The 15,202-nt window shown below is 44.8% G+C and carries 16 protein-coding genes and 1 pseudogene; 6 read left to right on the plus strand and 11 right to left on the minus strand.

Features of this window, described 5'->3' with window-relative positions:
* Window positions 1-3: 3 nt before the first annotated feature.
* The 4 genes from ruvA to iolG all read right to left on the minus strand — a co-directional run bounded on the left by ruvA (window position 4) and on the right by iolG (window position 3,713).
* Window positions 4-609, minus strand: a complete 606-nt coding sequence (gene ruvA, locus V6D41_RS02875) for a Holliday junction branch migration protein RuvA (RefSeq protein WP_014664824.1) — start codon at window positions 607-609, stop codon at window positions 4-6.
* A 138-nt stretch (window positions 610-747) separates the two neighbouring features.
* On the minus strand, window positions 748-1,260 hold the full coding sequence (locus tag V6D41_RS02880) for an intercompartmental signaling factor BofC (protein ID WP_333517219.1): 513 nt from the start codon (window positions 1,258-1,260) through the stop codon (window positions 748-750).
* Between the two features lie 47 nt (window positions 1,261-1,307).
* The gene (locus tag V6D41_RS02885; protein WP_333517220.1) at window positions 1,308-2,615 is read right to left on the minus strand and encodes an MFS transporter; all 1,308 of its coding nucleotides are present in this window, start codon (window positions 2,613-2,615) and stop codon (window positions 1,308-1,310) included.
* A 72-nt stretch (window positions 2,616-2,687) separates the two neighbouring features.
* Entirely contained in the window at window positions 2,688-3,713 is a 1,026-nt protein-coding gene (iolG, locus tag V6D41_RS02890; protein WP_333517221.1) for an inositol 2-dehydrogenase, read from the minus strand.
* 236 nt (window positions 3,714-3,949) lie between these two features.
* Here iolG and V6D41_RS02895 point away from each other — a divergent pair, with 236 nt between their 5' ends.
* Window positions 3,950-4,597, plus strand: a complete 648-nt coding sequence (locus tag V6D41_RS02895) for a phosphotransferase (RefSeq protein ID WP_087992297.1) — start codon at window positions 3,950-3,952, stop codon at window positions 4,595-4,597.
* Window positions 4,598-4,642: 45 nt separating this feature from the next.
* Here the strand turns inward: V6D41_RS02895 and V6D41_RS02900 are convergent, their stop codons facing one another.
* Window positions 4,643-4,765: a hypothetical protein gene (locus V6D41_RS02900; RefSeq protein WP_148962226.1), complete on the minus strand. Its 123-nt coding sequence runs from the start codon at window positions 4,763-4,765 to the stop codon at window positions 4,643-4,645.
* 114 nt (window positions 4,766-4,879) lie between these two features.
* Here V6D41_RS02900 and V6D41_RS02905 point away from each other — a divergent pair, with 114 nt between their 5' ends.
* The 3 genes and pseudogenes from V6D41_RS02905 to V6D41_RS02920 all read left to right on the plus strand — a co-directional run bounded on the left by V6D41_RS02905 (window position 4,880) and on the right by V6D41_RS02920 (window position 6,988).
* Window positions 4,880-5,002, plus strand: coding sequence for a hypothetical protein (locus V6D41_RS02905; RefSeq protein ID WP_289628032.1), 123 nt, complete (start codon window positions 4,880-4,882; stop codon window positions 5,000-5,002).
* Window positions 5,003-5,273, plus strand: a pseudogene (locus tag V6D41_RS02915) (DUF5412 family protein). It abuts the gene before it with no gap.
* Window positions 5,274-5,533: 260 nt separating this feature from the next.
* Window positions 5,534-6,988, plus strand: a complete 1,455-nt coding sequence (locus V6D41_RS02920; protein ID WP_333517222.1) for an alanine/glycine:cation symporter family protein — start codon at window positions 5,534-5,536, stop codon at window positions 6,986-6,988.
* Window positions 6,989-7,029: 41 nt separating this feature from the next.
* Here the strand turns inward: V6D41_RS02920 and V6D41_RS02925 are convergent, their stop codons facing one another.
* The 6 genes from V6D41_RS02925 to nadB all read right to left on the minus strand — a co-directional run bounded on the left by V6D41_RS02925 (window position 7,030) and on the right by nadB (window position 13,395).
* Entirely contained in the window at window positions 7,030-7,752 is a 723-nt protein-coding gene (locus V6D41_RS02925) for a YebC/PmpR family DNA-binding transcriptional regulator (RefSeq protein ID WP_333517425.1), read from the minus strand.
* A gap of 101 nt (window positions 7,753-7,853) precedes the next feature.
* The gene (locus V6D41_RS02930) at window positions 7,854-8,450 is read right to left on the minus strand and encodes a YhcN/YlaJ family sporulation lipoprotein (RefSeq protein ID WP_333517223.1); all 597 of its coding nucleotides are present in this window, start codon (window positions 8,448-8,450) and stop codon (window positions 7,854-7,856) included.
* Between the two features lie 146 nt (window positions 8,451-8,596).
* Entirely contained in the window at window positions 8,597-9,772 is a 1,176-nt protein-coding gene (safA, locus tag V6D41_RS02935) for a spore coat assembly protein SafA (RefSeq protein ID WP_333517224.1), read from the minus strand.
* Between the two features lie 114 nt (window positions 9,773-9,886).
* The gene (gene nadA / locus V6D41_RS02940; RefSeq protein ID WP_333517225.1) at window positions 9,887-10,993 is read right to left on the minus strand and encodes a quinolinate synthase NadA; all 1,107 of its coding nucleotides are present in this window, start codon (window positions 10,991-10,993) and stop codon (window positions 9,887-9,889) included.
* Entirely contained in the window at window positions 10,980-11,849 is an 870-nt protein-coding gene (gene nadC / locus V6D41_RS02945) for a carboxylating nicotinate-nucleotide diphosphorylase (RefSeq protein ID WP_333517226.1), read from the minus strand. The genes nadA and nadC overlap by 14 nt, the downstream gene beginning before the upstream one ends.
* The gene (nadB, locus tag V6D41_RS02950) at window positions 11,803-13,395 is read right to left on the minus strand and encodes an L-aspartate oxidase (RefSeq protein WP_333517227.1); all 1,593 of its coding nucleotides are present in this window, start codon (window positions 13,393-13,395) and stop codon (window positions 11,803-11,805) included. The genes nadC and nadB overlap by 47 nt, the downstream gene beginning before the upstream one ends.
* A 102-nt stretch (window positions 13,396-13,497) precedes the next feature.
* Between nadB and V6D41_RS02955 the strand changes: the two genes are divergently transcribed.
* Window positions 13,498-14,685 (plus strand): IscS subfamily cysteine desulfurase, encoded by a 1,188-nt coding sequence (locus tag V6D41_RS02955; RefSeq protein WP_333517228.1) that lies wholly within the window; start codon window positions 13,498-13,500, stop codon window positions 14,683-14,685.
* Window positions 14,645-15,187 carry a transcription repressor NadR gene (locus V6D41_RS02960; RefSeq protein ID WP_087992304.1) on the plus strand — a complete coding sequence of 181 codons (543 nt, stop codon included), beginning with the start codon at window positions 14,645-14,647 and terminating at the stop codon, window positions 15,185-15,187. The genes V6D41_RS02955 and V6D41_RS02960 overlap by 41 nt, the downstream gene beginning before the upstream one ends.
* The last annotated feature ends 15 nt before the right edge of the window (window positions 15,188-15,202 follow it).

Consider the following 15,202-nt stretch of genomic DNA (forward strand, 5'->3'; position numbering starts at 1 on the left):
ACCTTACTTCAATAGTTTTTGTAATGCTTTTTTCACATATTGGTCTGTTGTCAGCCCTATTTCTTCTTTTAAGTGAGGAAGCACCTTTTTGATTTCTTTTTCAGCATATCCTAGAACCCTGAGGGCCTCAAGCGCTTCTTCGAGAGCGGTTTCTGCTGTTTGCTTTTCAAGCCTTTCTTCATGATTAAACAGATTTTCAATCATTTCAGGCACAACATCAGCGAGCTTTCCTTTTAAATCAAGAATAATCTGGCGCGCAGTTTTCTTTCCTACACCAGGAAACTTGACCAAAAAGGCTTCATCCTCATTTTCAATTGCTTGGATAACCGCTCCCGGATCACCTGAGCCTAAAATAGCGAGTGCCCCTTTTGGACCGATTCCGGTCACGTTTAACAGCTTTGTAAAGAGCGCCTTCTCCTCCCTTGTTGAAAAACCGTAGAGCGAAAAAGCATCCTCTCTGATATGGTGGTACGTAAAAATCGTTTCTTGGTTTCTCTCCTTATATATAAACGGATTCGGCGTGAAAATCTGATAGCCAATGCCGCCGTTCTCTATCACAATATATTGGGGAGATACATAATCAATCGTCCCTTTAACAAATTCAATCACGCAAATTCACCTCTTTGACTGTTCTTCATTGTACCATAAAAACAGCCAAAGTCTTATAGAAAAGTTAACATACGTTCGCTTCTCTCTCATTCTTCCACGAAAAAAAAGACATGAATACATGTCTTCAATCAGCGGACGTCACCCGCTGTATATCTTCATATGTTCTATGACATCTTCAAACTCCGCTTTTGTCCGAAATGGAATGCCTTTCAGCAGATTTTTTTGCATGTGGCTTTCCAGCCTCTCTAAATCAATTTGAAAAAAAGACTGAATTGGTTCGGAAGCTGACTCAGGTCGCCCATGAAAAGTGGATATCACGCCATTATCCGATACACCGATATATCCGTTGACCTTGCTGAGCGGAGAAATATCGTCCATTTGCTTCCGGAAGAGCACATATCCCTTACTTTGTTCGACAAGCGTCCAGCCGGTATAAGCTGCCCAAAACTCATCCATAGAAAGCACTTTTTCACGCTTATGCTCAATGCTGACATCTCCGTCCAAATACACTTTTTCAAGCTGCACATGCACCTGCAGCGGTTCATAGTGCTCCACTTCCGCCCCTAACGCATGGGGAGGAGCACCTAATAGAAATGCTGAGGCTGAGCAAAGAATGCCCAGCAAAAGATACGCCGTGCTGAATCGTTTCACCCTCTACACCTCTTTGCACACGTTTATGACTAGTTTGACCAAAGAGGCTACTGCTTAACCGTTTTCTCGAAATTTGTTTGCATGTTTTCCGTGACAAGCCTTTCCTCCGTATACATATCAGCGTTTTGCTCAGAAATCGTTAAAAATTGTGTCAGAAAAGCGCTGAAAAAATACAATGCCGCAAAGATCCAAATGACACCACCTGCACCGAGCGGTCCAATGAAAAGACTGACGATGCCCGGCGCGATAAACGCACATAAACCGGACCCTAAGTTCAAGACTGACATGGCAGCGCCTTTATTATCAGGTGCAAATGTCGGCAAAAGCGCGCTCAATGGCACGTAGCCGGCCAATGCTGCACCGTAGCAGCAGGCGATGATCATCAGCACCCAATACTGATGCCCGATCAACTGAGGCGTGTAATAAAGCGCCAGCGTAAAAATACCGCACCCGACACCGCCAAACCACATCACGGTATTGCGCCAGCCAAGTTTATCTCCGACTGCACCGAAAATGATATTAAACACAATATTCACGGAAAATAGCGTTCCCCATATTTGCAGCCATTCTGAAACGGAATACCCGTAACGCGCTAAATAAGTTGGGAGAAAAATCGCAAATCCAAATTGTCCTATGGCATTAATTGTCTTGACCACACCGCCGATGCCGACTTTAGGGTTTTCAAACATAATTGTAAACGCCTTCGATAGTTCTTTCCATTTCGGCTGATCTTGTTGTTGTACCGGTGTGAATTGATCTTTGTTTAAAAATAGGGCGAGGAATCCCCCTGCCGCGACAAACAGCAAAGCGCTCCAAAGCGTATTGATTTCTCCAAAGGTCGGAACCGCATAACTGGAATAGAACGGACCGAGCACATTTAAGCCGCACGTAAACATAAACCAAAACCAGCCGACGGCTTTTCCGAGAATATGATGAGAAGTGCTGTATGACACCCACACGAGAAAAGAGTATGCAAACAGCGGATATCCCAAGCCTCTAAGTGCATAGCTGCCCAGGAGAGCCGGATAATGCATATGAGGAATTGCCCAGCCGATAAAAGCGGCCGAACCGAGGATAAATGCAAGCAAGCCGACAATCATCGTTTTTCTCGGCCCCCAAGTTTGGACAAACGTGCCTGAAAGCCAAGCCGAGATGGTGACAGCAATGCCGTACATGGTAAATAACGATGCGGATTGCTGCATGCTGAGACCATGTTCAACGAGAAAAGGAGACAGCCATCCTTGTTCGAGTCCGTCTCCAACCATAAAGATAACAACGCCAATATAACCCCAAATCATGTGAGAAGGAATTCCGATTTTGTTCAAAATATTTCCTTTATCTTGTGCTGGATCCATTTTCTCCACCGCCTACTTAAAGTATCAATGGAGGTTATATACCCAAGCATTCTGAATTGTAATCCTGCTTGATCAAAAAGCGATTTTTTCATTGTGCTCGACACTGACAGGCATGCCGATAGCGAGCGACTGCTGAGCCGCTCTGGCGATCCGTTCCGCCTGAAAACCGTCGTTTCCGGTGCACGCAGTTTCCCGGTTTGTGCCGATCGCTTCTGCAAACCGAATCATCTCCTCCTCATACGCATCCTTATAGCGTTCAAGGAAAAAGAAATGCGGTTTATCTTTCATCACAAAATCAGCAGTTGACACTTCGACTGTCGTCGGCCTGCTGTTGTCCGCCGCTGCCGAGCCTTTCGTCCCGAAAACCTCGATTCGCTGGTCATATCCGTAAACAGCTTGGCGGCTGTTGTCAATCACAGCCATGGCACCGTTTTCAAAAGTCAGCGTAATGACAGCCGTATCAATATCTCCCAGCTCTGAAAAGGAAGGATTCGCCAAAGCCCCCCCTTTTGCATACACTTCCGTCACTTCGCTTCCCATAATATATCTGGCCATATCAAAATCATGGATCGACATATCCATAAACAAACCGCCAGAAGTGCGGACATAATCTATATTCGGGGGTTCTGGGTCCCGCGATGTGATTTTTAATAAGTGGGGCGTTCCGATTTCACCTTTTTCAACAATGGTTTTGATTCTTTTAAAATGAGGATCAAAACGGCGGTTAAAACCGACTTGAAGTGCAACCCCGTGTTTCCGTACGGCAGCAAGCGCTTCTTTTGTTTCATCTAAAGAAAAACTGATGGGCTTCTCACAAAAAATATGCTTTTTCGCCTCAGCCGCTTCTCTGATCATCTGTGCATGTGCGGCTGTCGGTGAGCAAATAAAAACAGCGTCAATATCAGAGTCATGCAATAAATCACGATAGTCAGAGGTTATGTATTCAATTTGATGACTGTCAGCCCAGCTTTTTATACGGCTTACCTGAATATCAGAGACCGCCTTTATTTTCATATGAGGAATCCGGCGTATATTTTGAACATGAAGTTTGCCGATGCGACCTGCACCGATAATCCCTGTTACAATCTGTTTTGTCATAGCTTGTTCCCCCTTGAACATTTACGAAAGCGCTTTATTTTAAATTAATACTATCCCATTTGTAAGCGCTTTTCAAGAATGGAAATGATCGCTTTATGTCTCTTTTATCACAATCGAGGTTTATAGGTAGCCTTCTTCTTCAAGACCAGATACACTAGATATAGGCTCTTTTTCCTGAACAGTTTATGATTTTCCTATAAACAGCTGCATAAAATAGAGCAAAGAAGGTGAATGAAATGCTGACAAAAGCAGAGGCACTGGCCCATTCAGTCATATACCACAAAAACAGCAGATTTGATAAAGTCAAAGAAAAGCCCGGGGAATTGACACTCATCGGCAAGGGAAGAAGCGCCTATGTGTTTGCCTTAACAGAGGGCGATCGAAAATTGGCGCTGAAAGTATTTTTCCCGGAGTATCAAGCGACAGCCGTCAAAGAAGCCGCGATCTATGAAAAATTAGCCGGGTCCGCGTTCTACCCTGACATCTACGAAACTGGTGATTCATTTATTCTCATGGAATATATTAAAGGTGAAACCTTTTATAACTGTCTGAAGAAAGGCATCGCGATCAGTGATGACATGATTCAGCAGGTTGAGGAAGCACTTTCTGACGCCCGGGCCGCCGCTCTGAACCCGTCAGACATTCATTTGCGGAATCTGATTTTGACAGAAACCGGGGCAGTGCGGGTGATTGATGTTGCAAGATTCGAACAGACCAAAACGTGCACCCAGTGGGACGATTTAAAATCAGCGTATCATGCACTCTACAAAAAACCGATATTCCCCAAAAAGATTCCGGGTTTTTGGCTGGAGGTCATCGCATTTTTATATAAGAAAGATTGGTTCCAAAAGCATTTCGCACAACGGAAAAGAAAATATTCTTAAAATGAAAAGGCAGCCGCACAAGCGGCTGCCTTTGTCGGTTTATATTTACTTTCTGACAGCAGAAATCAGTTTCATTTGTTCAGGTGACAGCTTAATTCGATAGCCTCTCACAGTTAAGTAAACCGCTTCTGAGTCTTTCTCCCAGGAATGACAAAATATTTTCTCCATTTCTGTCTCCCCCACCCTTTATTTGATTAGTCCATCATACCACCGCTTTATTGAGTGAATTTTAAGGAAATGTAAAGATCGTATGAACATGAGAGTGAAAAAGGGGAGCATTACATGTTACACGCAGTAAAATCCGCTTATCCTATTTGCACTTCTGATATTCTTCGGCGCCGCCGTCTATTGGATGTTATGTTCACTGAAGAGCGTTCCGAAAGGCCATTTCGAACAATCGGTTGAATCGCCGGATGGCAGTATACGTTTCACACTTATGTATCCCGCAATACCTTTAGCTTAGATGCGGTCCGAGGCGAACTTGTGAATGAAAAAACACTTGTCAAGGAAACAACTTACTGGAATGATCCGGACAGCAGCCCAAGTCACATGGATCAATCACAATACAATGAAGATCGACAATCAGACTTTACACCCTGCTATTCATGAAACGTATGATTGGCGAAAGGATGATCATTGGTTACGTGAAGAACCGCCGCAGGCGCCATTGAGGTGATGAAATATGAATGATATGAACAGAACTAGTGAAAAACGAACCAACAACTGACAGAACTTGGCCATTTGCTGCTAAAGGATCTTATGACAATTTCCCTCAGTTTGCCTCTATAAGAAAAACGCGACGTTTTCTTTTTTTTCCTTCCTCTTCTTATTGATAAATACGTGTCATATAATGTGACAAACCAATTGTAGAAATAGTTCGATTAGCCCAAAATCCTTTTTATACATGTATTCGAAATGAAGTGAGGAGGAAGCTTGATGGAAGATTTTGTTACGAGTTTAACTGCTGTCTTATGGAGTACACCCGTTATTTATATTTTATTGGGAATTGGATTGATCTTTTCTATTATGACTCGTTTTTTACAAGTCAGGCATTTGAAAGAAATGATTGTTCTGATGTTCAAAGGTAAGAGCTCTGAAGCCGGCGTTTCTTCTTTTCAAGCATTATCGATTGCGCTGTCCGGCCGAGTGGGAACAGGAAACATCGCGGGTGTGGCGACAGCAATCGCCTTCGGCGGACCCGGTGCGGTGTTCTGGATGTGGACGATTGCCTTTATCGGTGCGGCGAGCGCCTTTGTTGAATCAACTCTTGCCCAAATTTACAAAGTGAAACAAGACGGCCAATATCGAGGAGGCCCCGCTTATTATATAGAAAAAGGATTAGGCATTAAGTGGTTTGCCGTCTTATTTGCCGCTGCTGCCCTTATCGCAATGGCCCTTCTGATGCCGGGCGTCCAGTCCAACTCCATTGCGGCCGGCGTCAAAAATGCATTCGGCATCTCTCCTGCCATTACAGGCGGTGTTCTCGTTTTATTGTTAGGATTTATCATTTTTGGCGGTGTCAAACGTATTGCCAATGCCGCGCAAATGATTGTTCCGTTTATGGCCATTGGCTATATCCTGCTGTCTTTGATCATTATTGTCATGAATGTTTCTGAATTGCCTGCTGTGATCTTATTAATTTTCAAAAGCGCTTTTGCATTGGATTCCGCTTTTGGCGGCCTGATCGGCATGGCGATTTCTTGGGGTGTCAAACGAGGCATTTACTCAAACGAAGCCGGCCAGGGAACAGGCCCGCATCCGGCGGCCGCCGCAGAAGTTTCCCATCCGGTCAAGCAGGGGCTGGTTCAGGCATTTTCGGTTTATATTGACACCTTATTTGTATGCTCGGCTACAGCTTTCATGATCTTATTTACCGGCATGTACAATACCCAGACTGCAGATGGTTCTTTTATCGTACATCACCTTAAAGGCGTAGAGGCTGGACCTGGTTTCACTCAAGCGGCCATTGACAATGTCCTTCCCGGATTTGGCGCTGGTTTTGTTGCCATCGCTTTATTCTTCTTCGCATTTACAACGATTATGGCATATTACTACATCGCAGAAACAAATATCGCCTATTTAGCCCGAGGCAGAAAAAGCAAATGGGCAATGTTTGGTTTAAAACTGATTATTTTAGCCGCGACGTTCTACGGAACTGTAAAAACCGCTTCACTTGCTTGGGCATTAGGTGATGCAGGGCTTGGCATTATGGTATGGCTGAACGTCATTGCGATTGTGTTGCTTGCCAGACCGGCGCTTCTCGCTTTAAAGGATTATGAGCGCCAAAAGAAGCAGGGCTTAGACCCCGTCTTTGATCCGAAAGCGCTGGGCATCAAAAACGCTGATTTCTGGGAGAAAGAATACACACAGGAAAATGAGCGTGTCTCTTGAATACACCAAAACGGGCCCGATATGACATCGGGTCCCGTTTTTCATGAGCGGTAATTTGTATATACTTCTTGAACATCATCGTCATCTTCAAGAATGTCGATCAATTTTCCCAGCTTCTCAACAGCCTGATCATCGGCATCCGCATAGGTTTTCGGAAGCATGGTCACCTCTGCCGAAGAAATTGGATATGTCGATTTAAGAGCTGTTTTTACGTCTTCAAAACGCTCAGGCTCCGTTAATACCACATATTGATCTTCTTCTGTCTGCATCTCTTCTCCCCCTGCTTCCAGCACATCAAGCATGAGCTCATCTTCATCTATTTGATGTTCTGTACGGTCAATTGTCATAAATCCCTTTCGTTCAAATAAAAAGGACACACATCCACTTTCCCCCAGACTCCCGCCATTTTTATTAAATGCTGTCCGCACATTTGATGCCGTACGATTTTTGTTATCTGTTACACATTCAACCATAACAGCAATCCCTGATGGGCCGTAGCCTTCATAGGTGATTTCCTCATAGCTGCTTCCGTCTTGGTTCCCCGCGGCTTTTTTAATAGCGCGATCAATATTTTCATTCGGCATATTGGCGCCTTTAGCTTTTTCGATGACAAGACGCAATGCTGAATTCGCTTCAGGATCAGCTCCGCCTTCTTTGGCTGCCACATAAATTTCTTTCGCAAGCTTCATAAATATTTTCCCGCGTTTTGCATCCTGCGCATTTTTCCTTTTTTGTATGTTTTTCCATTTGGAATGGCCTGCCATGCTTTCACCTTCTTTTGACATTTTCTATGTACACTTTAATAGGTGTTTTTCGCTGATGCAAAGAAAAAGGCTGCCGAATATTTTCCGGCAGCCTGTCACTCCTAGCGGGTGTTCATTTTATGCAGTCTTCTGAACAGCCCTTTATCTGTGGACACTTGAACGTCACGGTCATTCGCATAGTTGCGTGCGGCTTTTGTAACGTTATCCTTGTCGGACTTTGTGAAGTCTCTGTGGCTTCTGACTGCGACAACTACTTTTTCATCCGTTACCATTACTTGTGTGTCATTGACGTTTTTTACTTGTTTCACACGGTTGGCAATCTTCGCAGCTAGTCTTCTGTTTTCTTGGTTGTCATATCCGTTGTTTGTCACGTTCCGATTCATGTTTCTGTTATTCGTGTTATTATATGTTCCATCAGTTGCCAAAGGAACGCGATCATCAGCAGTAACACCGTTACGGTTATTCACATTAGCAGTGTTTCGGTTACCGTCGTTCTGGTCCTCCATTAATTCAGTAACAGGACCATCGTTGTCGATTCCTTCTCCCTGTCTGTCAGCATCATTTTCATTTGTATAATATCCAATTGGACGGGTATTGCCGTTATTACGCGTATCATTCTGAGCATTATCGTTTGCTCCGCATGCAGTTAAGCCGGCTGTCATTAGAATCAAGCTCGCGATCGTCATTTTTTTACCCAATGGAAAAACCCCCCGTGGACGAATTGAGCATGTTTGCTCTGTTTTATCATGTGCGTTCGAGGGACATGTTAAGCTTGTCAGTTCTGTCCATTTGACGGAGATCTGCGCAAAACAAAAAAAGGAACGATTTACATCGTTCCGAATCATCACTCATTTTCTTCTTCCGGCCGGCCAAACATTTGGTTGACAGAAGGCTGATTCGACATTGGCATAGAAGCTCCGGCCGCATATGGATTTGGGTTTGGATTTGGGTTTGGGTTAGCTGCGCCGTAAGGCATATAAGGGCTTCCATAAGCTCCAAGTCCCGAATAGTCAGGTGCAGAGAAATATGGCTGATGATCATCGTCACAGCCGCAGTCGTCAGGATCTTTGTACGGCATGTAGCCAGAGGCCGCAGCCGGCTGGTATGCTCCCATCACTTGAGGAGTGCCATAATGAGGGCCATACGGCATTTGTCCATACGGAGATCCATAAGCCGGAGATGCGTATTGAGGCGCTCCGTATGAACCGTAATGTCCGTGGTGGCTGTTTTCATGATGCTGGTTTTCATATTGACCCGGATCATACTGAGGCGATACAAAGCTTGGCTGGTATCCATAAGGCTGGACCATTGGGTAAGCTTGAGCCGGATAGTACGGGTAGCATAATCCTGATCCTGGAAGGACCGGTGAAATAGGGACCGGACACGGTACAAAATGAGCTGGATAATGATAATAAGGCTGAACAGCCGGCATATTCGGAACTGTGTGATGAATATTTTCTTCTTCCATACCGCCTACCTCTGGCGCCTTTGGCATATTAGGCATATTCGGATAATTTGCATTTTCCATATTACTCATAGCCTCCTGTTGTGGAAATTGATCTTGCATGTGATGCATATGATCCATATTTCCGTCATGATGTTTTTTCGGCTCCTCCGGTTTAGGAGGCGACCAAGGCTGGAAAAGCTGTTTCATATCATAATAATCGTTCACATCAGCTTCAGGATACACATCTTCCTGCAAATTAGGCATCGGCGGGACATACGGCACAGACTTTTTTTCTTTCGGCTTTGTGTCTTCTACATCAACAACGGATTTAGGTTTTTCTTTCGCATATGGATGCTCTTGCTTCATACTCCCGGCCGAAGCCGGACTTTTGCCTGCTTTTGGCTCTTTTCTGACCGGGACAGCTTCAGACGGCACTTTTATTTTCATTCCAGGCATGATTAAGTCTGGATTGCTAAGCTGCGTATTGAGTTTCTTCACTTCCTCAATATCAACTCCGTACTTTTCAGCTATTTTCCAGAGCGAATCGCCTTTTTGAACGATATGGATTTTCAACGTTTTCCCCTCCTATGCAAAACGTGAACAGTTCAGCTGAGATTACAATATGTTTCTTCACAACATATGCCCGAACAAAAGAAGTTATGAGTCAGGAGGAGAAATATTTCTGATTTACGTAATCAAAAGCATACGATTCAGGGCAAGGAGGGCATCTTGCTGAATAGCTTTTGGCACCTTAATCACGCCTGAAGGTTCTCCTTTTTCTATTTGTTCTAAAGACCATAGCAAATGCGGCAAATCGATTCGGTTCATTGTCAAGCACGGGCACATGTTCGGATTGAGTGATTCGACTTGTTTATCAGGGTGCTCGTGAATGATCCGCTGAACAAGATTCATTTCTGTGCCGATTGCCCACTTGCTTCCCGCCGGAGCCTGATTGATCGTATCGATAATATATTTCGTTGATCCGCTGTCATCACTTAGCGTCACGACTTCATGTGAGCATTCCGGATGCACAATGATCCGAATGTCAGGGTCACGTTCTTTCACATCATGGATATTTTTTACGGTGAATTTTTCGTGAACAGAACAATGCCCTTTCCACAAAATCACTTTCACATTCTTATGCTCAGATTCAGCCGCTAATTCATCTTTTATCGGATCCCACACAGCCATATCCTCAAGCGCGATACCCAGGTCATAAGCCGTATTTCTCCCTAAATGCTGATCAGGCAAAAATAAAATTCGTTTTTTCTGTGTAAACGCCCATTCAAGCACCTTTTTCGCATTCGAAGAAGTCACAGTCGCTCCGCCATGCTTACCGACGAAAGCCTTGATCTCCGCAGTGGAGTTTACATAAGTTAAAGGTATGATCGTATCTCCGAATGTATGCTGAAGTTTCTCCCACGCCCTATTGGTCTGCTGCATGTCAGCCATGTCAGCCATAGAACACCCCGCTCTCATATCAGGCAGGATGACCGTTTGTTCCTCGCCTGTCAGCATATCAGCGGTCTCTGCCATAAAGTGCACACCGCAAAAAACAATATAATCCGCTTCTTTGTTTTTTTCCGCTATTTGGGCCAGCTGAAGGGAATCGCCTGTTTGGTCAGCAAATTGCACCACTTCGTCTTTTTGATAATGATGGCCTGGTATAAAGAGCCTGCTCCCAAATTTTTTCTTAATGGCTGCAACCCGCGTTTCCATATCCTTTCTTGACATTCCTTTATAACCTTCAGGCATCATATCATTCGATTGTTTGATCACATCAAGAATTGACATAATGGTATTCCTCCATAGATTCATTTGATAATGTAACATCCATGCTGATATCTAAACTTTTGACGGAATGCGTCAGGAATCCTAATGAAATATAATCCACACCCGTCCCTTTAAAAGCAGCTAAAGATTCTAACGTAATTCCGCCTGAAGCTTCAGTTTTTATATGGTCCGGTGTGAGATTTGCAAAATGGCGGACCGTATCAGGCGGACAGTTGTCAAACATAATAACATCCGCTCCTGCTTCAATTGCTTCTCGCAGCTGTTCCTCCGTTTCAATTTCCACCTCGATATTTACCATATGCCCGGCGGCCTGACGCGCTTTTTGGCACGCCTCTGCAATAGAGCCGCATGCTGCAATATGATTATCTTTAATCATGATGCCGTCATACAATCCGAATCGATGATTATATCCGCCCCCGGCTCTGACAGCGTGTTTTTCCAGCATTCTCAGCCCCGGTGTTGTTTTTCTCGTGTCACAGACTTTTATCTGTTCATCATCCAGCCGTCGCACAGCCTCGCTTGTCATCGTCGCAATTCCAGACAGCCTCTGAATAAGATTTAATACAACCCGCTCTCCTGAAAGAAGCGCAGCCGCCGGACCGCGTAAAACGGCAATCACTTCCCCTTTTCGCAACATGTCCCCATCTGATTTATGTAAATGGATTTGAACATTTTCGCCTAATAAAGCAAAGCCTGCTTTTATCACCGCAGCTCCGGCAAAGATGCCGTCTGACTTTGCAACAATCTCCGCTTCACAGCTCTGTTCTCCAAAGATAGCCTGCGATGTTAAATCCCCCGTACCTATATCCTCAAGAAAAAAGTGATTCAGCAATTTTTTCAGGTGTAAATGATTCATTTCTCCAAATCCCCCCGTTTTTTCTAATTTTCGTTCCTTTTTTTGTATGGACAATTTGTCTTCCTTGCCAGCGCTCATCAGCTTGAGGAAAATCGGTGCGAAAGTGCGCCCCTCTGCTTTCCTCCCGCAAAAGCGCGGATGATGTCATTAGCTTTGCAGCCTGCCATAAATGAGAAAGTTCCAGCTGAGATATTGTGATATTTTTCACATTCACTTTCTGAAATGAAAGCGTATGAAGCCAGTTGCTTAGCTCAACCAGGCTGCTTTGTTCCCGCAAGATGGACATGTGGTTCGTCATTCTTATTTGCAATTCATATACCTCTGTATTCGGTACCTCGAAGACTACAGTTTGTGCAGCTGTTTGATATTGGCTGTTATTAACCGGTTTTTGCATAATATGCTCCGCTGCTCTTTTTCCCAATACCAGTGCCTCCAATAAGGAGTTGCTTGCAAGCCGGTTGGCTCCGTGTAATCCAGTGCAGGAAGTTTCGCCAATTGCATAAAGGCCCGGCACTGTTGTTTCCCCCCATCGATTAACTGAGATACCTCCCATCAAGAAGTGCATCCCGGGGGCAACCGGTATTTTTCCACTTAGAATATCAATCCCTGCTTTTTCACAAATAGCGGTGATCGTAGGGAAACGCGCTTTGAAATCCGAAATCGCACTGCAGTCGATAAAAATGCGGTTGCCTTTGGCCATTTCTTCATGTATAACCCGCGATACAATATCCCTTGGGGCCAGATCGCCCAAAGGATGTCGTCCAGCCATAACCCGGCGGCCGTGTTCATCAACTAAACATCCGCCTTCCCCTCTTACAGCTTCTGAAACAAGCCCATAGGAAACACCGTTTTTCACAAGCAGTGTCGGATGAAATTGAGTAAACTCTAAATCAGTTAATTCCGCTCCGGCCCGGTAAGCTAAAGAAAGGCCGTCACCTGTGACGGATGGATCGTTCGTATGGTGAAGAAACAGGCTTCCGCATCCGCCGGCCGCCAGCACCACTTCATCCGTATGCCTCACCTTGATCCGCCCCTGGCTGTCTTTTGTCATGACTCCGATACAGCGTCCATTCTCCATAAGCAAATCTGCCGCTGTTTCATGCTCGATTAACTCAATTTTGCTGTTGATCTGTTTCAGCAAATACTCGACAAGCAGCCTTCCTGTTGCGTCTCCGCCTGCATGAAAAATGCGGTTGTACGAGTGAGCTCCTTCTCTGCCAAGACAAACATCGCCTTGCTCATTTCGATCGAATGGAAATTCATTCTCCAATAAGTTTTGAATCATGATTTTCCCATCGTGTAAAACGTCTGCTGCGATAGCTAGATCGTTATGTCCACACCCGGCGTATAACGTATCCTCCAGGTGGGCTTTAATTGAGTCAATCTCTGCATAAGCTGCAGCAATACCGCCTTGTGCATAGAATGAATTGCTGTTTCTGGCGCTTTTCTTTGTGATGACAGTCACTTCATATGAGGGCGGGAACGCTGACGCTAAGGAAAGTGCCGCCGCCCCTGAACCGATGACTGCAACCGTCTTTTTAGACATATGCCACCCTCCTGTTGTTTACACCTGTCTTGACACCTATATTTACACAAGGATAAAATAAACTCAAGAGTTTTTTATGGAGAACGGATGGAGGACGACCGGATGATTTATTTAGATTATGCAGCGACAACGCCTATTTGCAAGGAAGCCCTTAACGTATATCAGAAGCTCAGTATGGATATGTACGGAAATGCCAGCAGCCTGCATGACGCAGGAGGAAAAGCAAAGCACATACTGGAGTACTGCCGTGAAAAAATCGCTGACATCATTGGCGGAGATGCAAGTGGCATCTATTTTACCAGCGGCGGCACGGAATCCAATTTTCTGGCCATTCAATCATTGCTAAACGGCCTGCCAAAAACAAAAAGACATTTTATTACGACTGCCATGGAACATCAGTCCATTCATAACTGTGCCGCTTTTCTGGAACAGCACGGATTCGATGTAACAATCATTGAACCGAATGAATACGGTCTTATTACCGAGGAAATATTAGCAGCTCATATCCGCCCGGAAACAGGCCTGATATCTATTCAGCATGCCAATTCTGAAACCGGGATCATTCAGCCTATTCAACGGCTGTCTTCCTATCTGCACGAACAGGACATTCTTCTCCATTGCGACGCTGTGCAAACGTTTGGAAAAATCCCGATTCATACAGAACAACTGGGGGTGGCTACACTCTCAGTGTCCAGCCATAAAGTCCACGGACCTAAAGGAGTGGGTGCGGTCTATATACGGCCAGGTGTGCCTTGGAAACCCGTTTACCCTCTTACCGCTCACGAACAAGGATTCAGAGCCGGCACGGTGAATGTTCCAGGGATCGGAGCCTTCACTGCCGCTGCAGAGCTGATTATAAGCGAAATGGATAAACAGATATCCCGCAATGAGACATTAAGAACATTTTTTTTAGACCAAATCAGCATTCGGTCTCTCCCGGTAACCCTTGCGGCTGACACTTCACAAACGGAATGTCTTCCCCATATTGTCGGGTGTTTTTTTCACTCATTTGAAGGACAATATGTTATGTTAGAATGTAATCGGAGTAATATTTGCATTTCAACGGGCAGCGCTTGTTCTGCCGGTTATCACGGGCCGTCTGCAACGATGAAAGCATTAAGAAAAACAGAACAAGAAGCCCTGCAATTTATCCGCATCTCTTTTGGAAGGCATACAACGATTGAACAGCTGGATAAGTTATTACATACGTTTACAGCGCTTTGGGAACAAAAGAAAGGAGAATTTGATATTGACCGAAGAATTAAAGCTCATGGGCGCCAACAGGCGTGACCAGCTTCTTCTGTGGCTGAAGGAATCCGTATCACCGCTGACAGGAGGAGAACTCGCAAAAAAAGCGAACGTTTCAAGACAGGTAATTGTTCAGGATATATCGCTCTTGAAAGCGAAAAATGAACCAATTATCGCCACAAGCCAGGGATATGTGTACATGGATGCTGCTGCTCAGCAGCACCAGCAGGCAGAAAGAATCATAGCTTGTCTGCACGGTCCTGAACGGACAGAAGAGGAACTGCAAATCATCGTGGACGAAGGTGTTGCCGTAAAAGACGTAAAAATCGAACATCCAGTATATGGAGATTTAACTGCAGCCATCCAAGTAGGCACTCGGAAGGAAGTTAGCCATTTCATTAAAAAAATCAATTCTACGAATGCCGCCTATTTATCACAGCTGACTGACGGCGTGCATCTTCATACACTGACAGCACCCGATGAATATCGTATCGACCAAGCCTGTCAAGCACTCGAGGAGGCCGGCATTTTAATTAAAGATTAAAAAAAGCCCTTTATT

The sequence above is a fragment of the Bacillus sp. 0102A genome, from assembly GCF_036765155.1.
GTDB lineage: Bacteria > Bacillota > Bacilli > Bacillales > Bacillaceae > Bacillus > Bacillus subtilis_G.